The organism is uncultured Phocaeicola sp., assembly GCF_948499155.1.
GTDB lineage: Bacteria > Bacteroidota > Bacteroidia > Bacteroidales > Bacteroidaceae > Phocaeicola > Phocaeicola faecalis.
Genome location: NZ_CAOOSE010000018.1, coordinates 1 through 24,001, shown reverse-complemented (window position 1 = coordinate 24,001; position 24,001 = coordinate 1). Strand labels below are relative to the sequence as shown.

At 41.3% G+C, this 24,001-nt stretch carries 16 protein-coding genes; 8 read left to right on the top strand and 8 right to left on the bottom strand.

From position 1 onward, the window contains the following. Nucleotides 1–50: 50 nt before the first annotated feature. Entirely contained in the window at nucleotides 51–1,742 is a 1,692-nt protein-coding gene (locus QYT14_RS12710; protein ID WP_237039520.1) for a Na/Pi cotransporter family protein, read from the bottom strand. Nucleotides 1,743–1,824: 82 nt separating this feature from the next. Here QYT14_RS12710 and QYT14_RS12705 point away from each other — a divergent pair, with 82 nt between their 5' ends. The 7 genes from QYT14_RS12705 to QYT14_RS12675 all read left to right on the top strand — a co-directional run bounded on the left by QYT14_RS12705 (nucleotide 1,825) and on the right by QYT14_RS12675 (nucleotide 9,599). After that, nucleotides 1,825–3,498, top strand: coding sequence for a nucleoside kinase (locus tag QYT14_RS12705; RefSeq protein ID WP_288325640.1), 1,674 nt, complete (start codon nucleotides 1,825–1,827; stop codon nucleotides 3,496–3,498). Between the two features lie 95 nt (nucleotides 3,499–3,593). Next, nucleotides 3,594–5,072 carry an RNA polymerase factor sigma-54 gene (rpoN, locus tag QYT14_RS12700; RefSeq protein ID WP_288325630.1) on the top strand — a complete coding sequence of 493 codons (1,479 nt, stop codon included), beginning with the start codon at nucleotides 3,594–3,596 and terminating at the stop codon, nucleotides 5,070–5,072. Nucleotides 5,073–5,076: 4 nt separating this feature from the next. Then, the gene (locus tag QYT14_RS12695) at nucleotides 5,077–5,733 is read left to right on the top strand and encodes a phosphatase PAP2 family protein (protein ID WP_237039424.1); all 657 of its coding nucleotides are present in this window, start codon (nucleotides 5,077–5,079) and stop codon (nucleotides 5,731–5,733) included. A gap of 39 nt (nucleotides 5,734–5,772) precedes the next feature. Continuing rightward, entirely contained in the window at nucleotides 5,773–6,153 is a 381-nt protein-coding gene (gene gcvH, locus QYT14_RS12690) for a glycine cleavage system protein GcvH (protein ID WP_237039423.1), read from the top strand. Between the two features lie 18 nt (nucleotides 6,154–6,171). Further along, complete coding sequence (gene purE / locus QYT14_RS12685; RefSeq protein WP_288325631.1) at nucleotides 6,172–6,681, top strand: 5-(carboxyamino)imidazole ribonucleotide mutase; 510 nt, start codon at nucleotides 6,172–6,174, stop codon at nucleotides 6,679–6,681. 143 nt (nucleotides 6,682–6,824) lie between these two features. Then, nucleotides 6,825–8,672, top strand: a complete 1,848-nt coding sequence (locus QYT14_RS12680) for a 4-hydroxy-3-methylbut-2-en-1-yl diphosphate synthase (protein WP_288325632.1) — start codon at nucleotides 6,825–6,827, stop codon at nucleotides 8,670–8,672. 12 nt (nucleotides 8,673–8,684) lie between these two features. Next, the gene (locus tag QYT14_RS12675) at nucleotides 8,685–9,599 is read left to right on the top strand and encodes a glutaminase (RefSeq protein ID WP_288325633.1); all 915 of its coding nucleotides are present in this window, start codon (nucleotides 8,685–8,687) and stop codon (nucleotides 9,597–9,599) included. 73 nt (nucleotides 9,600–9,672) lie between these two features. Here the strand turns inward: QYT14_RS12675 and QYT14_RS12670 are convergent, their stop codons facing one another. From QYT14_RS12670 to QYT14_RS12660, 3 genes are all read right to left on the bottom strand, one after another. Then, a complete protein-coding gene (locus QYT14_RS12670; RefSeq protein ID WP_289307388.1) occupies nucleotides 9,673–10,224 on the bottom strand; it encodes a hypothetical protein in 552 nt (183 codons plus the stop codon). 99 nt (nucleotides 10,225–10,323) lie between these two features. Further along, on the bottom strand, nucleotides 10,324–13,275 hold the full coding sequence (locus QYT14_RS12665) for a hypothetical protein (protein ID WP_288325634.1): 2,952 nt from the start codon (nucleotides 13,273–13,275) through the stop codon (nucleotides 10,324–10,326). A 44-nt stretch (nucleotides 13,276–13,319) separates the two neighbouring features. Then, nucleotides 13,320–13,817, bottom strand: coding sequence for an AraC family transcriptional regulator (locus QYT14_RS12660; RefSeq protein ID WP_289395471.1), 498 nt, complete (start codon nucleotides 13,815–13,817; stop codon nucleotides 13,320–13,322). A 641-nt stretch (nucleotides 13,818–14,458) separates the two neighbouring features. Between QYT14_RS12660 and QYT14_RS12655 the strand changes: the two genes are divergently transcribed. Continuing rightward, complete coding sequence (locus QYT14_RS12655) at nucleotides 14,459–15,511, top strand: putative phage abortive infection protein (RefSeq protein ID WP_288325636.1); 1,053 nt, start codon at nucleotides 14,459–14,461, stop codon at nucleotides 15,509–15,511. Between the two features lie 68 nt (nucleotides 15,512–15,579). On the opposite strand, the gene QYT14_RS12650 is transcribed toward QYT14_RS12655, so the two are convergent. The 4 genes from QYT14_RS12650 to QYT14_RS12635 form a co-directional block, all read right to left on the bottom strand. Next, the gene (locus QYT14_RS12650; RefSeq protein ID WP_288325637.1) at nucleotides 15,580–18,318 is read right to left on the bottom strand and encodes a hypothetical protein; all 2,739 of its coding nucleotides are present in this window, start codon (nucleotides 18,316–18,318) and stop codon (nucleotides 15,580–15,582) included. 44 nt (nucleotides 18,319–18,362) lie between these two features. Next, nucleotides 18,363–18,863 carry an AraC family transcriptional regulator gene (locus tag QYT14_RS12645; RefSeq protein ID WP_289307616.1) on the bottom strand — a complete coding sequence of 167 codons (501 nt, stop codon included), beginning with the start codon at nucleotides 18,861–18,863 and terminating at the stop codon, nucleotides 18,363–18,365. A 1,549-nt stretch (nucleotides 18,864–20,412) separates the two neighbouring features. Beyond that, on the bottom strand, nucleotides 20,413–23,694 hold the full coding sequence (locus tag QYT14_RS12640; protein WP_288325638.1) for a hypothetical protein: 3,282 nt from the start codon (nucleotides 23,692–23,694) through the stop codon (nucleotides 20,413–20,415). A 44-nt stretch (nucleotides 23,695–23,738) separates the two neighbouring features. After that, the coding region (locus tag QYT14_RS12635) for a helix-turn-helix domain-containing protein (protein WP_289826358.1) at nucleotides 23,739–24,001 on the bottom strand (263 nt) is incomplete at its 5' end.

Genomic DNA, 24,001 nt, shown 5'->3' with positions numbered 1-24,001 from the left:
CTGTCGTGCACTCATATTCAATCTTTCCTATCATGGACATCAATCCGGACTTATGCTTTCTTCTCCTTCACATTACTACCGGCTTCCACTACATTGACTACATAGTCACCCAATTTTTCGCATTCGGTAATAATATCCATATAGTGTACCCCCATCTGATAATCATACTCCTTATTATTCACATCCAGCACATTCTGATTCTTCAGCTGGTTGCGATAGTTATTGATTTCGTGTTCGATATTGAAAGACTTATTCACATCAATCGTATGATGTTCGTCTTCCACCAGCGCAATCATTTGATTCAATGCATCATCCGTCAGTTTAAACATCTGCTCGATATGATCATACTGTTTCTGTGTAAAATCCATTTCACTGCGATACTTACGGTTGATAGTACGAGCCAAATTATAACAACTGTCACCTATACTTTCTATTTCTGTCACCTCACGAAGCATTGAGCGAATCTGAAGTTTACTTTCAGAACTCAAACGTCCTTCCGAAACCTGATTCAGATAATTGGCTATCTCCACCTCCATGCTATCACTGATATTCTCATACTTCTCTATACGGCTGAACAACTTATTGAAATCGTTCTCATTCGTCGTATGCAGCAAATCACGCACCATACCAAACATACGATGGGTACGTTCTGCAAACAGATTGATTTCCTTCCGTGCCTGCAATATAGAGAGTTCTGCAGTAGAAAGCATACCGCCCGTAATGAAACGCAAGCGATATTCCTCGTCCTGTTCTCTTTGAGGGATAATCTTGCAAACAGTTTTTTCAATCAGCTTCACAAACCAAATAAGAATCAGCACATTGCATATATTAAATGTCGTATGGAAAGCCGATAATTTAAAAGAAACAGCCACAGCAGGATCCGGTGTTTTCATTATATCTTCCACAAACCATGATACCCCCATTGTGAACGGTTTAAACAGACATAACACCCAGATAACTCCGAAGACATTAAACACCAAGTGAGCCAAGGCAGCCCTCCTAGCCTGCGTATTTGCAGTCAATGCAGCCAGATTAGCTGTAATGGTGGTACCGATATTCTCACCCAATACCAAAGCAGCACCAAGTTCAAAACTAATCCATCCATTGGCACACATAATGAGTGTAATAGCCATTGTTGCAGCCGATGCCTGCACAATCATCGTCAGGATTGTACCTATCAGCACAAACAACATCACAGAGCCAAAGCCCATGTCTGTGTAATTCTGTACGAAAGATAACATTTCCGGGTTTTTACCCAAATCCGGTGCATTTGCTTTGAGCAACGAAAGCCCCATAAACAAAAAAGAGAAACCGAAAATAAACTCCCCTATGGATTTACGATTACTCTTTCCTGAAAATAATAATGGCACCCCAACAGCTAAAAGCGGGAGAGCCATTGCAGCGATATCTACCTTAAAGCCCAACGCTGATATGATCCACGCAGTTACAGTAGTACCGATATTGGCTCCCATGATTACTCCAATGGATTGTGACAATGTCAACAGCCCTGCATTCACAAAGCTGACTACCATGACGGTAGTGGCAGAAGAAGATTGGATTAATGCTGTAATCAGCACGCCTGTTAGAACTCCGGTTACCCGGTTGGTGGTCATCGCCGTGAGGATTTTACGAAGCCTGTCACCCGCAAACTTTTGCAGGCCCTCACTCATGATTTTCATTCCGTAAAGGAATAGCGCCAGTGAACCCAGCAGCTTTAAGAAATCATAAAAAGAATATTCCATCATCAATTAATTTGGTAGGAATTGGCTTATCTCCCTTTAATTCGGTAAATTAACAGCCAATTTCACTACGTTAGTAATAAACATTACGATTATGTTACAAATATGTTGCAAAAATAACAATATTATTAAAAGTTTCCCAATCGGAAGCTCACTTTTGGATATTTATAATGGATTTAATTTAGATATTCCTTATGGGCCCGTCAGTGCCAAAGTCAATAATAAAGTAGAAGGGCTCAACTACAGGGCCTATAACAACAAGGATGTAGAGTTCCTGAATATATTGAGTTCTTCGGGTATGCGCACTTATGTCCGCTCACTATGCTTTGTGTTGTGCAAAGCCGTCGAAGACCTCTATCCTGACGGAAGCATCATGCTGGAACATCCTGTCTCCAAAGGATATTATTGCGATTTGCATATCGGCAGAGAGATAGGATTGGACGATGTACAACGCATCAAGAAGCGTATGCAGGAAATTATCGAAGAAGATATTCCCTTCCACCGCTTTGAATGTCAGACCACCGAAGTGGTAGAGCTATTCCGCCAAAAAGGGATGATGGATAAAGTGAAATTGCTTGAAACTTCGGGCAATCTTTACTCCTTTTATTATACGCTGAGCGACAGCATAGACTATTATTACGGTAGTCTACTGCCCAGTACCGGATACATTCGTCTGTTCGATATAGTGAAATACTATGACGGGCTGTTACTTCGTGTTCCCAACCGACAAAACCCCGACAAGCTGGAAGAAGTCGTGAAGCAGGAAAAAATGTTGGAAGTATTTAAGGAACACCGCCGTTGGAACCAGATTCTGGGTATAGGCACTGTAGGCGACTTCAATGTAGCCTGCAACAATGGTCATGCCACTGACTTAATCAATGTATCCGAAGCACTGCAGGAAAAAAAGATTTCAAACATAGCCGATGAAATCTATAATCGCGGAAAGAACGGCCGGGGTGTCAAACTGATTTTGATATCCGGCCCCTCCTCATCAGGAAAAACAACATTCAGTAAACGACTCAGCATCCAGCTTATGGCCAACGGACTGAGACCTTATCCTATTTCGTTGGATGATTATTTCGTGAACCGGGAAGATACACCCAAAGATGAGAACGGCAACTATGACTATGAATCCCTTTATGCCTTGGACTTGGAGTTTTTTAACCAACAACTGGAAGCCTTGCTGCGTGGAGAGCAAATAGAACTGCCCCGTTTTAATTTCTCCACCGGCCGACGTGAATTCAAGGGAGACTATCTGAAGATAGATGATAATATGATACTGATTTTGGAAGGCATTCATGCATTGAATCCAGAACTGACACCGCATATTCCGGCTGAAAATAAATATAAGATATATGTATCCGCCCTGACCACCATCCTGTTGGACAACCACAACTATATCCCTACCACCGACAATCGTCTGCTGCGCCGCATTGTCCGTGACTACAAATACCGTGGATATTCGGCGGAAGATACCATCAGCCGCTGGCCCAGCGTGCGTGCCGGAGAAGACAAATGGATTTTCCCCTATCAGGAGAATGCAGATGCCATGTTCAACTCGGCATTACTGTTCGAACTGGCCGTTTTAAAGGATTATCTGGAACCTATTCTGCGGAAAGTGCCCAATAACCGACCGGAATACTCGGAAGCCTACCGCCTCCGTAAGTTCCTCGAATATTTTGTATCCGTACAAGACAAAGAATTGCCTCCAACCTCTTTATTAAGAGAATTCTTGGGCGGAAGTAGCTTCAATTATTAGTAATATTAGGGTGAACTCCTAAAATTATCCCGGCAAAAAGGAAGATTATTACGATACAAATCGCTACTTTTGCCCTCAAAAAGAGTAAAGAGATTATGGCACAAGGCTCACGTCAAGTACAAACACAAGCCCAACAACAAGTACAGACACTGTCGCCACAACAAATTCTTGTTGTGAAGTTGTTGGAATTGCCCACCGTGGAGCTGGAGGAACGTATTCATTCTGAGATACTGGACAATCCGGCCCTGGAGGAAGGGAGAGAAACACCCGAAAACGGGGAAGAGAGTACTGACTTTGAGGGAAACGAAGATAATAACGATAACCCTGATTACTCCAACGATGACATCTCGTTGGGAGATTACCGTACCGAAGATGACATCCCCGATTATAAATTGCAGGAACACAACCGCAGCCGTGAGGGGGTAGCCGAAGAGATACCCTTCTCGGACGCTGTTTCCTTCTACGAGATATTAAAAGAGCAGCTTGCCATGCAAGACCTGACTGATGAACAGCGCGACATAGCCGAATACCTGATTGGCTCGTTGGATGATGACGGACTCCTGCGCAAAAGCATAGAATCCATCATGGACGAGCTTGCCATTTATCGTGGAATCTACACCACTGAGAATGAACTGAACAAGATACTCGAAATCATTCAGGATTTCGACCCGGCCGGCATCGGTGCACGCAGTCTCCAAGAGTGCCTGCTCATTCAAATCAACCGTAAAGCAGATTCCTCGCTAAAACAGATAGAACTGGATATTATCGGAAAATGCTGTGATGAGTTTACCCGCAAGAACAAAGACAAAATAATTCAGAAACTGGGCATCACCGAAGAACAATACAACGAAGCATTGGCCGAGCTCACCAAATTAAACCCGCGTCCGGGAAGTTCATTGGGCGAAGCGATGGGACGGAACTTCCAACAGATTATTCCCGACTTTATTGTAGAGACGTTGGAAGACGGCACCATTACCCTCAATCTGAACAATCATAATGTTCCCGAACTGCGCCTCAGCCGGGAGTTTACCGAGCTATTGGACGAGCATACACGTAATAAAGAAAACCAAAGCAAAGAATCGAAAGATGCCTTGATGTTCCTAAAACAAAAAGTAGATGCCGCACAAGGCTTTATCAATGCCGTAAAACAACGGCAGCACACTTTGCTCACCACCATGCAGACCATCATCGACATCCAACGTCCGTTTTTCCTCGAAGGAGACGAATCGCTGCTGAAACCGATGATACTAAAGGATGTGGCAGAACGTGCCAAACTCGACATCTCCACCATCTCACGCGTCAGCAACAGCAAATATGTGCAAACAAACTATGGCATCTATTCGTTGAAGTTCTTCTTTAGCGACGGCTACACCACCGAAGACGGTGAGGAATTATCCGTTCGCGAGATAAAACGCATATTAAAAGAATGTGTAGACAACGAAGACAAAGAGAAACCCTATACTGACGACGAACTGGCCGACATGCTGAAAGGCAAAGGTTATCCCATTGCACGCCGCACCGTAGCCAAATACCGCCAGCAGTTAAACATTCCCGTTGCACGATTAAGAAGATAAAAATATGGAAGCAAACGAAACCACCGGTTCTCTGAAAGAAATCAGGAAAAGTGACCCGTTAGAGATAGGCTCACGCATCATATCAGGTATATTCACGCCTTTTATGGTTCCATTTCTTGCCTTTTTCTTATTATTCTTTTTCACCTATTTGCGCATCATGCCCCTCCAATATAAATTGGTGGTACTGGGCATCGTCTATTGTTTTACCATCTTAATGCCGATGCTTGCCATTTATCTTTTTCAGAAAATCAACGGCTGGGGCATTCATGAACTGGGACATCGTGAGAAACGTTTTGTACCTTATGCCCTGACCATTGTCAGCTATGTAGCTTGCCTGCTCACAATGTACAAGATACACTTGCCGCGCTATATGTCGGGCATCATTGTAGCCACACTCATCTGCATGGTCATCTGCATTGTGATAAACTTTAAATGGAAAATCAGCACCCATGTTGCCAGCAGCGGCATGATGGTGGGCGGCCTGTTGTCATACAGTCTGATATTCAATTTCAATCCTGTGTCTTGGCTCTGTTTTTTCATTTTGCTATCAGGAATGCTGGGGACAGCCCGCATCATCGTAAAGCAACACACTTTATTAGAGGTTTTGGCAGGATTTATTGTCGGATTGTTTTGCGGTGTCATAGGAATTTTGTTTATTTGAAGAAAAATTTTAGTATTAACCTTATAAATTAGAAGCATTATGAATTTCCCAAGCAATGTAAAGTATACCGAGGAACACGAATGGATACGCGTAGAAGGTGATATCGCTTATGTAGGCATTACCGATTATGCACAGGAACAACTGGGTGACATCGTTTTCGTAGACATTACTACTGAAGGCGAGACCTTGGAGAAAGGAGAAGTTTTTGGTACTATTGAAGTAGTAAAGACCATCTCAGACCTGTTCCTTCCGGTTGCAGGAGAAGTTTTGGAACAAAACGAATCATTGGCAGACAACCCCGAACTGGTCAACCAAGACCCTTATGGCAAAGGCTGGTTGGTTAAAATCAAACCTAATGACGCAAGTGACGTCAATGATTTGATGGATGCCGAAGCCTACAAAGCTTTAGTAAACGAATAAACTACAGAAAAAATATACATGAAACCTATTGTAAGTATTATCATGGGCAGCACCTCCGACCTCCCCGTCATGGAGAAGGCCGCCAAGCTACTGGACGAAATGCACGTACCTTTCGAGATGAATGCTCTATCGGCACACCGCACTCCCGAAGCAGTGGAAGAGTTTGCCAAGAACGCTGCAAGCCGTGGCATTAAAGTCATTATCGCTGCTGCAGGTATGGCCGCAGCATTGCCCGGTGTAATTGCTGCCAACACTACACTGCCTGTCATTGGCGTACCCGTGAAAGGGGCTGTTCTCGACGGTGTAGACGCACTCTATTCCATCATCCAGATGCCTCCCGGAATTCCGGTTGCAACAGTTGCCATCAATGGTGCAATGAATGCCGCTATTCTGGCCGTACAGATGTTGGCTTTGAGTGATACAGAGCTCGCAGCTAAATTTGCAGACTACAAAACCGGCTTGAAAAAGAAAATAGTGAAAGCCAATGAAGAATTGAAAGAAGTAAAGTTCGAATATAAGACGAATTGATTCTTTAAACAAGCATTGCTGAAAAGCTGCGCTATAAAAAACACGGGCAGAAAATATTCTTTCCTTCTAATCAGGATAGGATATTTTCTGCCCGAAAATTTAAAACGAACATTTACAACCCCTTTAAAGATAAGGAATTAACCATGACCGATTTATTCAACTATTCACGCCGGGAAGCCTCCGAAGTAAACATTGGAGCTACTCCAATGGGCGGTGCTAATCCCATCCGCATCCAAAGTATGACCAATACCGTAACAATGGATACCGACGCTTGCATAGAACAAGCCAAACGGATTATCGACGCAGGCGGTGAATACGTGCGTCTCACCACACAAGGTGTGCGCGAAGCCGAAAACCTGAAAAATATAAATATCGGATTACGTTCACAAGGCTATGACACCCCCTTGGTAGCCGATGTGCATTTCAACCCCAAGGTAGCCGATGTAGCGGCACAATATGCAGAAAAGGTACGCATCAATCCGGGCAACTATGTAGACCCTGGACGCACTTTCAAGAAGTTGGAATACACCGATGAAGAGTATGCACAAGAAATAGAAAAGATACGCACCCGCTTCATCCCTTTTCTGAATATCTGTAAAGAGAACCATACCGCCATCCGCATCGGTGTAAACCACGGTTCTTTGTCAGACCGCATCATGTCACGATATGGTGATACCCCCGAAGGCATGGTAGAATCGTGCATGGAATTCCTCCGCATCTGTGTGGAAGGACATTTCACCGACGTCGTTATTTCCATCAAAGCCTCCAACACGGTAGTCATGGTAAAAACAGTCCGCTTGCTAGTAGCAGAAATGGAAAAGGAAGGCATGGCATTCCCCCTCCATCTGGGTGTGACCGAAGCCGGCGACGGTGAAGACGGACGTATCAAGTCGGCTTTAGGCATCGGCGCATTATTGTCCGACGGCTTAGGAGATACCATCCGCGTATCATTGAGCGAGGCCCCGGAAGCAGAGATTCCGGTAGCACGTAAACTGGTCGACTATATACTGACGCGTGAAAATCATCCCTTCATCCCCGGAAAAGAAGCGCCTGAATTCAATTACCTCTCCCCTTCACGCCGTAAGACAAAAGCCGTGCGCAATATTGGCGGCGATAACCTTCCGGTAGTAATCGCCGAACGTTTGGAAGGAGAGGACGAAATAAATCCCCAATTCAAGCCCGATTACATTTATTGCGGACAAACAATTCCCGAATCACGCGATAAGGGAACAGCCTATTTGGTAGATGCCGGTGCCTGGAATCCTGAAAAAGAAAATGTGTATCCCGCCTTCAACTATCAGCAAATGATAGAACTGCACCACACCCAGGCCGATTTAAAATTTCTGTTCCTGCCTTACATGGCAATGAATGAAGAAGTGATTGCCGCCCTTAAGTTACACCCGGAAGTGGTTATCATTGCACAAAGCAATCACCCCAACCGGTTAGGCGAATATCGCACCATGGTACATGAACTGATGACGGAAGGACTGGAAAATCCTGTTGTATTCTTCCAATACTATCAGGAAGAAGAAGCGGAGAACTTACAGATTAAGGCAGCCGCCGATATGGGTGCATTGATTTTTGATGGTTTCTGTGACGGTATCTTCATTTATAATCAAGGCTCACTGCCACACACCGTAGTAGATACTACCGCTTTCGGTATCCTGCAAGCCGGACGTATCCGCACCAGCAAGACAGAATACATCTCATGCCCCGGTTGCGGTCGTACTTTATATGATTTAGAATCGACTATTGCCCGAATCAAAGCCGCCACCTCTCATTTAAAAGGCTTAAAGATAGGCATCATGGGCTGTATCGTCAACGGACCAGGTGAAATGGCAGATGCCGATTACGGTTATGTAGGAGCCGGACGAGGTAAAATCAGCCTTTATAAGAAAAAAGAATGCATTGAAAAGAACATCCCTGAAGAACAGGCCGTAGAGAAATTAATTGAACTGATTAAGCTGAACGGCGATTATATTGAAATATAAAATATCTGTGCCATGAATTATCAGCAGATACTCGAAAATATTTATCAGGAGATACAACCTTTTGCCGGCATCGGCAAACAGGCTGACTATATTCCTGCATTGGCAAAAGTAGACCCGGATCAGTTTGGCATTTGCATCAATACCATTCAAGGAGAAACTTTCATGCTGGGACAAGCCGACACTCGTTTCTCCATCCAGAGTATTTCGAAAGTATTTTCACTTGCCGTATGCCTCAGTCTTGAGGGAGATGAATTGTGGAAAAGAGTGGGGAAAGAACCGTCGGGCACTGCCTTCAACTCCCTCGTACAATTGGAAGTTGAGAAAGGAATTCCCCGCAATCCGTTCATCAATGCCGGTGCCATTGTATTGGCAGATATACTTTTAAAGCACTCAGCGCATCCCGAAGAAGATTTCCTCCACTTTATCCGTAGTATCTGTGGTAATGATACTATTGATTACAATAAAGAGGTAGCGATATCCGAACGTGAAAAAGGTTATCTGAACGCAGCCATCGCCAATCTGCTGAAGTATCATCATAACATAGAGAATGACATCGAGCGCGTTCTTCATTTCTACTTCCTCCAATGTTCTGTTGAAATGAGCTGTTATGACTTATCCAAGGCTTTTCTGGCTTTTGCCAATCACAAACAGCCATTCGCATTTGGGAATACCAATCTTACCGCATCGCAAGTGAAGCGTATTAATGCCATTATGCAGACGTGCGGTTTTTACGATGAAGCGGGAGAGTTTTCTTACCTTGTGGGGCTACCCGGAAAGAGTGGTGTGGGCGGTGGCATAGCAGCTGTCTATCCATTGCGCTATTCGGTAGCAGTATGGAGCCCAAGATTGAACCAGAAAGGAAACTCGGTAATGGGAATTAAAGCATTGGAATTATTGACAACGCAAACGCAAGAATCTATCTTCTAGAAAATAAAAGTGAAGAGAGAACGATATCCATTCTATCGGAATCAGTTCTCTCTTCCTATTTTAACCAGCCATTTTATGACTTGCGTAGTACTACCTCACCGGGAGCCGGAGAATTACTTTCCCGCGGATTTAGCATTTCCTTACTGGATTGATTTCGATGCTTAATGCATAAATACCAAATGCCATCAATCTTCACAGGATTAAACATAAAAGCCATCGTCGGAGCATTTCCATCCACATCTTTCTTTGCAAATTCAATCTTATATTTAAGATCATTACATCCCTGAGTGGAAAAACTAAAATGCTCCAAATGATAATCCACAACCGGGAAGGTACTGAAATGCTTTTTAAGATTTTCCGCATTCTCATTTGTAAGTCTTACCGCTTCACCATCTTTAACCACATAAAGCATTCCTAACGCTGCTTCTATATTGCCCGCCTTCAAGCTATCCATACACTTCTGAGACATTTCGAGAACCGTAATGGAATCCGTCTTTGTCAATGAGCCGACGAATTCTTTTTCTGCATCAGCATAAGTCCTCATACGCTCTTTTGTTTCTTTTCGTCCACATGAAAACGACAAGCAACTTAATAATAAAATAAAAACGATTTTATCTATTTTCATTTGCAATACAATTAAGATTAGTCCACCAATAATAAAAGGTGCGCTGACAACAACGCACCTTCCATCTATTCAATTGCTAATAATGCAATACCTGTTCTATTACTGGTTTGCTTTCGTTGATTCAACATCACACTTGGCTACAGCTTTCAAAGTACCCCAATAATAAGTAATTTCCACCGGAATCCACAATGTGAATTTCTGAACATTACCTTCATTATTCTTGTAAACAATCTTAGTAGTATTCAATGCTGCAACATCTGCAATGTCTACAGTATTAGTAGCACTTTCTGCTCCATCTTCTGTAACGGACAACTGCAATTTATCTGTAACTTCAGAAACTTTCTTTCTAGTTCCGGTCAAGTCACATTCTGCATTGGCAATATCAACTTTAATAGTCTCGAATTCATAATAAGGATACAAAGAAACACCATTCTCTACAGCACTTTCGTACACACCGGCAGCATTCTTAACGATTAATGCTTCTTCACGCCAGTCCTTCAGGTCAAACAAATCACCTAAAACTATAGAAGAACCATTTGCTTGAGCATCAATGAATTTAGCTTGGTCACCATCAAGAACATCAACCGGACGCAAGAAACGTACCTTGAAGTTTTCTGTGCCTAAAGCCAACTTACACTCATCATAAGTAGCAACAATTTCAACATTTGCAAAATGCTTGGGAATCAAGTGACCGTATAAGTTCAAAAGTTTCTTAGCACTGTCGGTAGTTGCATAAGTCAGGGTTCCATCAGCAGCAATAGAAGCTACAAGATTATCTGCAACATCTGCTGTACCTACATACAATTTAGTGTGATCGGTACCACGAACAAGCTGGTACTTAACACCATTCTGGTTAGGATCTGCAATTTCAGGTTGTGCAGCCGCAAATTCATAAGAATAAGCTGTGCCCAAAACTTCCAAATCATAATACTGGTTTTGAGTTGCAGAAGTCTTAGCCACTTTAACCACATTGCCTTCAAAATTATCATCCAAATCCTTAGAATAATCCTCTACGGTCTTATCATTAGTAGCAGGTCTCGGAACATTCATACGCACAGTATCTCTCTTAGCTACAGTAGACTCTGTAGTAGGATACCAGTAAGCCTTGATCTTATCTCCGAATGTTACTTCCGGCTGTTTTGCTATAGTCACAGTAAACGGTACATATACAAAGAATTTTGTATCAGTCTTAGACTGGAAGCAAGCATACAATGTTACAGTGCGGCCTTCTAATTTAGAAATGGCATCCATTTCATCAAAGTCTGCTGTCCATGTAATAATATCATTCGTAGTTGTTACATTTGTAAAGTCACTAGAGATTGTCAACTCACCGTATACGTTATTTTCAACCTCAGCAAATGTCTTCTGACTGTCATTGGTGATGTAAGTCTTTCCAACTACAAAATTGAATGAATTAACAAATTCAGCCTTAGTCATCTTCAACGCTTCAATAATCTTACCGGACATATCATCCCATGTAATGCCATCTTCGAAGCCATCACATACATAAGGTTTAGTTGCATTAAATACCTCAGGCAAAGTTTGAATACCCAAATCCTTAACGATATGCAACTTAACATAACCTGCAAGGACAATGTTTTCGCCATCCATCAACTTAACCAATACGATAGGGGTTCTACCTACAGCAGAAATACCGTCTTCGTTCGTGCTACATGGAGTAGTATTGCCATTTGCATTTACATAGCAAGGAGTAAAGATACCATTGTTATTTACTGTACCATACTTATTTTCTTCTGTATTATTAGCACCTGTCTTATAACCTAACATTTCATATTCAAAATGCAAGCCATAATCAGCTACATCAGCATACGCCATAATCTGGTGTTCAGCATCATCAGCAGCAGCCTTAATATCAGCCTGAGTATAATGTACATTCAGATACTGAGTCAAGTCAAGAGTACCGCCATTATACTTAACGTCGATAGTTGCATCTTCTTTAGCTGCATCTTCACCTGTGATATACAGTTCATGCTGTTTAGCACCCAAAGCACAAGCAGTATTTTCTGTTTCCAATGTATTGAATGCAATCGCTTTAAAAGTAACAACAGCCGGCAAAATAGCAGCATAATCAGAAGTAACTGTTGTATCTTTGGCTTCTTCGTTCTGATAAGTACCGGTCAAAGCCATTACAGACACATTCTTGTCAGCTACAATTTTCAGTTCAGCAGGGTTTTCTACTTTATAAACCACTTCCAAATCACCATTAGCCAATTGTTGGCTAGTACTGTATACCGGTTTAGGAGTTACAGCAGCACGTACAGATGCATCCACATATTCAGGTTCACTATATAAGAATCCCCAAGCGACATTGGTCAAATTTGCTGTGGTAGGATTTACACGATAAACAGCTTTAGCTAAAGAGCCAATTGTATAATCACCTTCAGCAGCAACATTTATAAGGGTATTTTTTTCAGCGATAGTAAACTCAGCTCCCTCAGCATTTTTCTCGCCTTCGCTTTTTCCTGTAAATGCTTTATAAATACCTTGAGCATAAGGATAACGAGTCGCTTCGATACCATTTTCATACAAAGCAGGAACGAACACCAAACTACTCAGCTTATCACCGATAATAGCTAGCAATTCATTTCTAAGTTCTTTAATTCTACGGTCAATTTCAGCCATTTCAGCTTTACCCGCATTTTGTTTCAGGTTATCAACATCCGACTTAACTGAATTTAAAGTAGACTCAATAGTACCTAACTTATCTTCCAAGTTGTCAACTTTAGTCTGAGCAGCAGTCACTTTCTCTGTCAAGCTTGTTATAACAGCAGCATCAGCCTTACCTGCTATCGCAGCTTCCAAAGCAGCCTTAGCTGTCGCCAGTTCAGAAGTTGCGCTCTGCTTAGCTGCATCAATATTAGCCTGCAACTGGGCGATCTGAGTACTCAGCGTCTCGGGAGTAACAAGCTTGTCAATTTGTCCTTGCAAATTATCGATGTCATCATCGTAGTCCTTACAAGATACAAATGTTCCTGTCGAGGTAACCATTAAGGCTCCGAACAGGATTGCACTTAAAAACTTTTTGTTCATAATAGAAAAACTTTAAATTTATAAATTTAAAAAACTAAAATTGGTTATACATAATCTATTGGTTCTGAGAGGTCTGTCCTCTGTTCATACAAAAGGTAACGTTTGGGAGATACCCCCACCAGTTTACTGAAAGCAGCATAAAATGTACTTCGCGACAGAAAACCACACCGTCCGGGAAGCTCTTCCAACGAACACTTACCTGAGCGGAGCAGTTCTTTGGCATATTCCACGCGGTATGTGTTCACCAAATCTTTCAGATGGCAACCGAAATAGCGGTTTACTACGTTCGACAGATAGGTTTGGTTCGTTTCAATCATCTCACTCAGCTTCTTCAGTGAGAGCTTCGGGTCAAGGAACACCTGGCGCACTTCCAAATAGTACAATACATATTTATATAGCTCACAATCGACTTTCCTTGCCTGCTCCACGTTACGGCCTGCAAACTTCTGCTCCCAGTAAAGATGGGCAGCCCGGAAGAGCAGATTCTTCTGCCTTTCGGAAGTAAAGGTGCGCTTGTCGCGATGTAGGAACAGGTAGTCCATTGTACTCTCTTTTTATCGTCTCTATTTCAGATAATTACACATTTTTCAAACCCTTAAAAAAGGGTTGCGTTCGGTGCATCTCTTAGTAAGAGATACACCGAACGCACATAACCGCTTTATTATTAATAGTTTAAGCCGATAAAAAAGTGTCCTATAACTTAAGACTAAAGATATTTTTGCACTTGCCTTGTGATTTTTCTTCTCAAAAAGTTTTAATTATCAAAACTTTGTGTAAATTTGCAGCGAAATGTATATCTCTTACTAAGAGATATACATTTTTTCAAGTTTCTCCCCTAGAGCTATTCAACACATAATCAGCATATTAGCCTTATCCCCACACCTATTTCCTATCACTTTAGGCAGTGTTTAAAAATGTAAAAACACACATTCTAAGGAACTTATAGATTTTCTCCGAATACTTAATAGTTTCTGAAAAAGAACTAAGGCTTTTTCAAAAAGGCTCCATCACTTTCAGAGATGAGTATGTTAGCCCAAACATAAGGTAGCATAACCAATGCAATTTTAGACGAACCATTTGAGCAAACCCTTTTAAACATTTATCTCAAATTTCTTTGTCCATAAACAAGATGAGCTAATTTATTTTACTATGTTTGTGAAGTACAACGTAAATCTACTTATATATGGGAACACAAAAAGATACAGAGAAAAAGATTGTATTAATGAAACGCAAAAGAAAATTGTATTTTACCGGAGCACTCATTTTTGCCATAGGAGCATTAATAACTCCTATTCTCCTTACACAATTAGATATCTGTGTCATCCATTTGGGAGAGCCTAAAGATGTAGGAAGCATTATTGGCGGCATTACAAGCCCTTTTTTAACTCTACTTGCTATTTGGCTCACATTTGAAGCTTTTTGGGTTCAATATGAGTCCAACCAACATCAGATAGAGATTAGCCAAAACCAAGAAGAAATTAGCTTAAAGCAAGAAGCCGAGGCAGCAAAACAACGCATGGATATAAAGAAAGAGCGCTTTGAAAACAAGTTCTTCCGCTTTTTGGACTTACTACACAACCAAGAAGCAGGTATCCACATGACTAATGTAGGAGATGCAAAACAGGTATTCCATTTTATGTTTTATGAATTCAAGGCTATCTACTATTTAGTACACATCTCAAATGTATATAAAGGATGTCATGATAGAAAAAAATATGAGCTAGAACAATCATACTATTTATTTCTGAATGGAGTAAGCAAATCATCAATTTCAAGATTATCGGAAACCTGTTCAGACAAGTTACAGAAAAAAATAAAAGAACTGAATAACGTACTCTTATTATTACAGGAATCATTCCTTATAAATGGCGGTAAGCCCAAATATCTAAAAGATTATGGAAACGCCAACATTAAACTGTTTGACGGTCATCGATTAAGGTTAATATCCTATTATCGCACTGTTTGTACTATTGTCCAATATGTATATCAAAACATTCAAAACCAATCAATAAAGGAAGAAGAGAAAAACGTTTATAGAAATATCTTATTATCTCAGTTGTCGGAACATGAAATTGCATTGCTTAAAATAATATATAAGTTTGACAAACTACAAAATGTTAAGTTTATCCTTAGCGAATATGAGCAATTGGTAGATTGTTTCTTTAGCAAGACATTATCTCAATACATTGTCTCCGAAACCATGAACTGCGATTCTGATCGGTTTATTGATGTATAATAAAAAAGGAGAAGAGTATAAACCTCTCCTCCTCTTTTTATTCTAAATGAAACAGTAGTCAATAACTATTATTTCAATGTAAGAGTTACGTCACATGCTTTAACATAGCCCCAGATATCGGTAACCGTAACAGTCAATTTCGGATTAGATTCTCCTGTAGTTGATTCACCTTTCACTACAATCTTACCATGCTTGTCTGCCGTAGCTCCGGTAGCCGCAGTCATTTTAACTTCAGTAAGCAAAGCCGGTTTATCATTTTCTGATTCTTTTGCTTCAACTTTCTCGATTTGAGGATCAGCCCATGCCAATGCGCCGTTTTCGCCAACTGCATCAGGAACTACATTGTATGCATTGGTTGTTTTGTTAGTATAGTCATAACCCTTAATCATTGCAGAAGTAATGGAAGCACCTGTTTTCAGGTCATTACGATTTACCTCAATCGGTTTACCATCTACACCTGATACTGTACCTTCATAAATCGGACTCATCAATTTAATCTGGAATGAGTATTCTTTTTCTGCAGTTTCAGTATATTTCCAACCTTCATAATCATCAGCAGAAGCAATTACTGTCAATGCTTCACCATAACCATACTCACGCATGTCTGTTTTACTCTTAGTAACTTTTTCATTCAAACCGACATAGATGTTTTCAAATGTTGCGTTGCTGGTTACCTCTTCATAAGAAGTACTCGGTTCTTTCGCTTCTTCATCTTCGTCTGTTGTTTCCTCTGCTACAGTTGTTTCTGAGACCTTTTTAAATTTAGCAATAGCTTTTGAAGATTTCTTGTCTGCACCCAGTTGATCGTCATCCTTAAAGTCAATAGTAGTATCCAAATACTTCTTGAAGTACTTAGTCAACAGAACTGATTTTTCAGCAACCTTGCCATTGCTGCCAATTCCATTACCAAGATAGAAATAAGCATTGATTGCGTTAGTAGTCTTGTCTTGGAATGCCGGTTCAATTTCAAATGCTTCAGACAATGCCGGAGCCACGAACTTAACAGGAACTACGATGCTGTTCAATACTGACAAATTCTTGTCTTGGAATGTGATACTTACATAATAAGTTGTGTTCAACTTCATTCCGGCATTCTTAGCCTTTCCGTTGTCAATAGTCAGACGAATATAGTTGGCTTCATCAGCAGCAGCTGCTACAGCGGCATCTTTCTTAGATTCTTTCAGAATAGAAGGAGTGAACAAGGCTTTATCGGCAATCACACTAGATACTTCACCACTCAATACACCATCTTCATATTTTTCATACAGCGCATAAGTTGTCTCGTTAATATCAGCATTCAATGCCCAAGTCTGCAACTTAGCACCTAAATTGCTCTTCATCAATGCCAAATCAATATTAAAGTAGTTGTCTTTATCAGCAATATTCTTGGTTATCAGTTGATAATCCTTAGTAGGAGCAATTACGGTTGACAATGAGATTTTGACAGAAGTCTTTTGAGTCTTACCGGTATTATCCACAGTATAGATATCCATCGGAAACTCTCCCTGAAGAGAAGCTTCATCCGGATTCTTGCCTACAGTAAACTTATGAGTAGCATTATCCCAAGTCACACCGAATGCATTCTTATAGGTATCTTTCACATCAAAGAACATATCATACAGAGCGGCAGGGTTATCAAATGTTACTTCGTATGCCTTACCCACTTCTATTCCGGTGAACTCTTCGGCTGTTTCAGCACCAAGGTCTTTATCTACGTCCGCGTTGATATTATATTTAGCCAACCCTTCTGCCTCACCTGTATTCACTACAACCTTATAAGCTGTGCGATAAGAAGAATTTGCATTTACAGCATAACCTATATATTTAGTGTCTTCACCATCTTTTACTTCAATAGCTTCCAATTCTTCCTTGAAATCACCAGCATTCGCCTTGGCTACTACAAAGTTATCCAGCACCAATGTATACAGTCCATTGCCATAAGCAGCTTTTGACTGTACGGTCTGAGGTACGGTCTGATATTCTTCTTTATATTCCTTAGCAGTCAGCTCAACATAGTTCAATGTTTCGTTCTTGCTGTTAGTCAGCGTAAATGTGATGCCGGTAGCATCGATATCCACAGGGTTAATGCGCAAGTCAATAGGGTCCTTAGCAACATTGGAATATACCACATCACCGGCGTTCGGCAAAGTTTTGGGACCTTTCCAGTCTGATGCCTTTGTAATGACGTTCTTGTTTTGTTCCAAATTCCAGGGGGTGGCAGCTGCAAGCGTCAATATCTTGTTCACACCCAAAGACAAGCCTGTAATTCTGGAAGTGGCAGTCGGCAATTTCACTTCAGTTGCTTTACCGTCTTTATCATAAATAGTCAAAGTAAAGCCGTCAGTCTGAGAACCGGTAACTGTTACGCCTGATGCAGGAATACCGGTTGTCTTGTAAGTGCCGTCTTCTTGCAACACAGCCCATTTGCCGTCTTCAACCTTAACAGCCGGCTTGAATTCAGTAACAGGAGCGTCAGCAGACACTTTAATGCCTGTTGCCTTGTTGTCAATGTAAAGTTCACCGTTTTCCACCTTACAGATTGAGCCTACTTCATCTTTCAGTTCAATAGTCTTGTTCCCGGCGTTTTTGAAAGAGACAACAATATTATCGCCATCTTTGGCTACATTGGTAACATAGTCACCCTCACCGATTAACTTTTTCAGTTCTTCGATGCCTGCTTTGTTAGCGTCAATTTGTCCCTGCAAGTCCTTGATGTCATCGTCGTAATCTTTACAAGACACAAATGTTCCTGTTGAGGTAACCATCAAGGCTCCGAACAGGATTGCACTTAAAAATTTTTTGTTCATAATAGAAAAACTTTAAATTTATAAATTTAAAAAACTAAAATTGGTTATACATATTCTATTGGTTCTGAGGGCTGTATCGCCCTCTGTTCTTGTTTCATATATCTTTTGGGAGAGACACCCGTCACCTTTTTAAAGGAGGTATAAAATGTACTTCGCGACAGAAACCCGCAGCGTTGGGGCAGCTCCTCCAACGGACATTTGCCTGAGCGGAGCAGTTCTTTGGCATATTCCACGCGGTATGTGTTCACCAAATCTTTCAGATGGCAACCGAAATAGCGGTTTACTACGTTCGACAGATAGGTTTGGTTCGTTTCAATCATCTCACTCAGCTTCTTCAGTGAGAGCTTCGGGTCAAGGAACACCTGGCGCACTTCCAAATAGTACAATACATATTTATATAGCTCACAATCGACTTTCCTTGCCTGCTCCACGTTACGGCCTGCAAACTTCTGCTCCCAGTAAAGATGGGCAGCCCGGAAGAGCAGATTCTTCTGCCTTTCGGAAGTAAAGGTGCGCTTGTCGCGGTGTAGAAACAGGTAGTCCATTGTACTCTCTTTTTATCGTCTCTTTTTCAGATAAATACACATTTTCCAAACCCTTAAAAAAGGGTTGCGTTCAGTATATCTCTTACTAAGAGATACACCGAACGCACATAACCGCTTTATTATTAATTGTTTAAGCCGATAAAAAACTGTCCTACAACTTAAGACTAAAGATATTTTTGCATTTGACCTGTGATTTTTCTTCTCAAAAAGTTTTAATTATCAAAACTTTGTGTAAATTTGCAGCGAAAAGTGTATCTCTTAGTAAGAGATACACTTTTTTTCTTCTTCCTCCCCCAATTTTATTCATCACATTCCCAATAGATTAAGCATCATCAAATGTTTGTTTTACTCCTGCTCTGTAAATCTTAACGGATGTCAACGTATCATAATGGAAAGACCTTGAAGTTTTTGGAAAAGACCAAAGAGTTTCCGAAAAAGACTTAAGTCTTTTTCAAAAAGACATAGAACTTTTCGCAAAAGCCGAAGCATTTGAAAAATCATATAGTTGCTAATTTGACCATTCCCTCTGCCGAATCGAATATTTGTTCCTAATTTCGGCAGAGTCTTCTATTGTATAATCCATCCACGAGGATAATCTTTCTACAATCCATCGCCTTTGGATGGGGCTAATAACCAGTCAATATCCAACAAAGCCACCCATTTGCGATAGCAGTGATAAACTAACTGTGTTTTTTCACCCTACAAGCAGAAATCTGCTTCTTCCTTACACCTTTCATTCGTTGCTGAAACGCCCTGTTGATGGGGCTCCGGTAGTGAAGGGACGTCTCGTCATCACCCTTTCAGCCTCCCTTCATTTGTAGAATTTCTTCCGGCGGGACAAATACTGAAGGCAGATTGTGAAAGGACCTGGAAAGCGCGGCTGAAGGGAGGATGAGGAGATGTGCTGTCATCTTTAACCATCTGATAGCCAGTGTGTACTCATTAAAATATAGGGATGAAGGGAGAAGAGGGAATGACCGGCTTCATGAGGGGAAACTCCCATCTGCCCCTACATGAAAAACATGCCGGGCTTTTAAAAAAAGGTGCTGAAGTTTTTAAGAAACATACCGAGCTTTTTTGAAAACTTCAAGGTCTTTTTTGCAGCATAGGAGTGTGTCAAAACTAAACCGGGCTATCCCATCGTCAGCTGTAGGGGCAGGGTTCGCCTGCCCGAAGACACAAAACAAACTGTTTTCGGGCGAGCAAACCTCGCCCCTACGCACGAAACGACAGCATTATCCACTGTAGTGTACGCATCGGGCTACACATACGGTGGCATAGGCCTGCACGTACGTACGCATCGGGCCACACGTATATACGTATAGGCCTACACGTACGTACGCGTAAGCCTACATATATATATGCCATGAAGTGTCAGGTTCCGTAATATCAAATGGACACCTATAAGATTATTATCGAGGAAATATTAAGCAAGCTTATCATAAGTCTTTCCATAAAGGAGCCCCTAAAAAAATTACCCCCGCCACAATTACTTGCGACGAGGGTAAGCTTTATTAGGAATAGTTTTTAAAACCTGCTCTAAAAACTATTATTTTGCAACGTTAGGAACAACTGTCATGTTCATTTCAATTACACGTTCGTTACCAAAGCAATCCTGAACTGTAATCTTCAATATAGAAGGAACATTGGCACCAATATTAGAATCCTTCTTAAGAGCTTCCAAATATTCAGGTGTTTTACCATCAGCACTCCAACTAATTCCGAAGTATTCAGAAATTTCGCCTGTTGAAACTGTTACGAAAGAACATTTCTCAGGTATAATCTTCAAGCCTTTTGCCTCAGCCAATACTGCATCATAGATGGCGTAATAAGAGCTCTTGCCTTCGATTACATTATCCAAAGTGACAACATCCTTACCATTCATGTACTTGAAGTCTACACCATATTTTATCTTTTGTGCGGCTGCTTTATAGGCATCACTTGCCCAATCGAATGTATAAGACTTGCCATAAATATTGCTATAAATAGCCTTCCAGCCATCTGCTGCATTATCTATTACAATATCCTGAGTAGGAGTCTTAGATGAAACCTTACCATAGTTGTACTTAACGACTACATCATAAGGAGTTACATCATCAATCATTGCAAATTCATCCTTAGATTTATCATCAAGGCTCAAAACAGTATTACCGAAACCTTCAACCTTTCTATTTACAATCGGATTGTTGGTTGTGAAGAAGAATGTGTACTTCTTTACATCACTGATAGTGGCATCAACATTGAACATTTCATTGGTCTTCATTGTAGCTTCGGTAGCAGTTACAGGAGTAAATGCATCAGGAATAACATAGCACAAGTATGTCTTCTTGTCAGCTTGCAATTGATTTTCCTTCCATGCAGTACCTGCAGGCAAAGTAGTCGGAACAACCTTAGTCATAGAAACATTCAGAGTAGCAATAGCTACATCTTTATCATTCTTGAAGCTGATAGTACCGTTATAAACTTGGTCGTCAACATAATCAGTTACAGCGATATCCTTTGTACGAGTAGTATAGATACTCTTAACCTTAGCCAACTCCTTCAAGTCTTTACTATTAAAGTAAGTAATATCTTGAATAGAACCATCTTGCATTTCAAATTTAACCTGGAATGCATCTTTTGAGTAAGGTTCACCCATCCAAGAGCCACTCAAGTGATAAACTTTATCAGTTACTAATTCAACACCGGCAATTGTACCTTTTGCCTCAGCATACTTATCCTTCATTTCAACTGCAACGTCAACCTTACCAGATAAGTTCTTATTGTAAGCGACATTAGCATCTGCAATGATAGTTGTCTTAGCAGAGATTACATCTGTAACAGCACCTACGCGTACATAGAATGCACGACCATCCGGGTCAACCAAAGTACCATTAGAGTTTACAGCGTAAACACGGAAACCGATAACGTCATTGATGTTGTCAGCAGTGAAACCGATTGTTGCCTCGCCACCTGTAGTCTTCACATCATATACAGTATTGATACCGGTAATCTTCGGTTCATAAATTTCTGTCCAAGCCTTGATTTCAGAATCGTCTGAAGACAAAGCACGTTCTTTATCCAATACTACATAGAAGTGAGTAGCTGATGCCAACATATTGTCTGCCAATTTCACTTTGAATGAATTTGCAGTAGAAGACACAACCGGTTTTTCAACTTTTCCAGTTGCTTGACTCAAGCATGTGTTTTGGCGGTCATCCTCAGTATCTTCTTTTGTATTAGCCAAAGCACCTTTAAATATAGGAGTAGCAGCAGGAGCATCGGTCCATGTGTATTCAGTAGGAGCCTTTGTTCCATCAACATCTTCTTCACTCTCACTAAAACGGTTGTGCAGATTTTTAACTTTCCAACCATCAGTTCCGGCCCATACATTGAAATCAAGTGTTGCCTTCGCTTCAGAATTGTCTTTTGTAAACGCTAAAGCATATTCAGATACTGCAGCTCTGGCAGCATTGTCTGTATCAGCAACCTTCACCGCAAATAAGACAGACTTTTCTTCAGTAACTACATTATAATCTGGATTGCCAAACAGCTTATCTTTTTCTTCTGATTTAACAACGGTTGTAGCCTTGTCATAAGCAGTTTCATCATATTTATCACCCACTTCCAAGTTTACAGTCCACAATCCTGTTGCTGAAATACCGGCGCGTGACAATACTTCACCTTTGTAAGCCTCTATACCTGTTACTTTCACCAAACCTTTTTCAACCAAGTCTACCGGAGTAGTACCGTCCAGTTGAGTACTGATAAAGTGAATGTCTCCTGCATTTAAAGTTGCAGTAACGGGAGAAACGCGAACAACCAAGGTAGCTCTCAGTTTGCTTCTTTCACCCTTAGTGAATTTAACAGCACCCGGCATTCCTTCACCGAAAGTCCAGTCAGCGATTGATTTGGCAGAAAGCAGTTCAATGTTGGCTGCTCCAAGTTTCACATTTTCACCATTAATGATAGCACCGTTAGCCGAAGCATACAGAGAAACGTGAGTTACACCTTTGGCAATAGCAGCCCAAACCAAATCCAAGTTGGAGTTGATTGCTGAAATCTGATTAGACAAGGTTGTCAGTTCAGTAGCCATAGTTTCCAGTGTAGCCTGGATAGCTGCAATAGCATCTTGAGTTTCTTTCACATCGAATGCCTTCAGGCCATCCAAGATTTCCTGTTGTTCACCCAATGTAACCAGAATGCCTTCAATGGCAGTCTTGTTGGCAGCTACAGCCTCATCGTTTGACAAGATATAGGCATCCAAAGCCTTTTTCTGAGCACCGATAGCAGCTTCATTTTTACCGATAGCTACCTTATTGGCTTTCACTTCAGCATCCAATGCAGTCAGTGTGCCTGCCAATTTAGTATCAGCATCAGCCAAAGCAGCTAAAGTTTCTTCGGTAGTTGTCTGAAATGCCTGCAAAGCATTGATTTTACCGTTTACCTCAGCAATAGAAGCTTCGATTTCTGTAATATCACCTTTTACAGCCTGAATTTCCTCGTCGGTTGCAGTCTGCAATTTAGTGATAGCAGCTTCCAACTCTGCCTTTACACCGGCGAGTTCTTCTGCAGCTGCAGCAATAGCAGTCTTCTGAGCTTCCAAAGCAGCCTTTTCAGCGGCATCTTTCACTTCTGCTATTTTGCCTTCCAAGCCGGTCTGAGCCGTTTGCAGGCTGGCGATAGAAGATTCAATGGCAGTGACCTTATCGCTCAGGTCAGTCTTCTGCTTGTCGATTTGCTCCTGCAAGTCCTTGATGTCGTCATCATAGTCTTTACAAGACACGAATGTTCCTGTTGACGAAACCATCAAGGCTCCGAACAGGATTGCACTTAAAAACTTTTTGTTCATAATAGAAAAACTTTAAATTTATAAATTTAAAAAACTAAAATTGGTTATACATATTCTATCGGTTCTGAGGGCACAGCCCTCTGTTCTTGTTTCATATATTTTTTTGGAGAGGCGCCCGTCATCTTCTTAAAAGCGGCGTAGAATGTGCTTCGTGACAGGAATCCGCAATGTTGGGGCAGCTCATCTAGCGTATATGTGTCCGAACGGAGCAGTTCCTTGGCATATTCTACCCGGTACTTGTTCAGCAAATCCTTCAGGTGGCAACCGAAGTAGCGGTTCACCACATTGGACAGATAAGTCTGGTTCG

Bases quoted from the DNA above. Each gene is read 5' to 3' on its own strand.
- QYT14_RS12710 (WP_237039520.1), bottom strand. From the start codon at position 1,742: ATGGAATATTCTTTTTATGATTTCTTAAAGCTGCTGGGTTCACTGGCG.
- rpoN (WP_288325630.1), top strand. From the start codon at position 3,594: ATGGCACAAGGCTCACGTCAAGTACAAACACAAGCCCAACAACAAGTA.
- QYT14_RS12695 (WP_237039424.1), top strand. From the start codon at position 5,077: ATGGAAGCAAACGAAACCACCGGTTCTCTGAAAGAAATCAGGAAAAGT.
- gcvH (WP_237039423.1), top strand. From the start codon at position 5,773: ATGAATTTCCCAAGCAATGTAAAGTATACCGAGGAACACGAATGGATA.
- purE (WP_288325631.1), top strand. From the start codon at position 6,172: ATGAAACCTATTGTAAGTATTATCATGGGCAGCACCTCCGACCTCCCC.
- QYT14_RS12680 (WP_288325632.1), top strand. From the start codon at position 6,825: ATGACCGATTTATTCAACTATTCACGCCGGGAAGCCTCCGAAGTAAAC.
- QYT14_RS12675 (WP_288325633.1), top strand. From the start codon at position 8,685: ATGAATTATCAGCAGATACTCGAAAATATTTATCAGGAGATACAACCT.
- QYT14_RS12670 (WP_289307388.1), bottom strand. From the start codon at position 10,224: ATGAAAATAGATAAAATCGTTTTTATTTTATTATTAAGTTGCTTGTCG.
- QYT14_RS12665 (WP_288325634.1), bottom strand. From the start codon at position 13,275: ATGAACAAAAAGTTTTTAAGTGCAATCCTGTTCGGAGCCTTAATGGTT.
- QYT14_RS12660 (WP_289395471.1), bottom strand. From the start codon at position 13,817: ATGGACTACCTGTTCCTACATCGCGACAAGCGCACCTTTACTTCCGAA.
- QYT14_RS12655 (WP_288325636.1), top strand. From the start codon at position 14,459: ATGGGAACACAAAAAGATACAGAGAAAAAGATTGTATTAATGAAACGC.
- QYT14_RS12650 (WP_288325637.1), bottom strand. From the start codon at position 18,318: ATGAACAAAAAATTTTTAAGTGCAATCCTGTTCGGAGCCTTGATGGTT.
- QYT14_RS12645 (WP_289307616.1), bottom strand. From the start codon at position 18,863: ATGGACTACCTGTTTCTACACCGCGACAAGCGCACCTTTACTTCCGAA.
- QYT14_RS12640 (WP_288325638.1), bottom strand. From the start codon at position 23,694: ATGAACAAAAAGTTTTTAAGTGCAATCCTGTTCGGAGCCTTGATGGTT.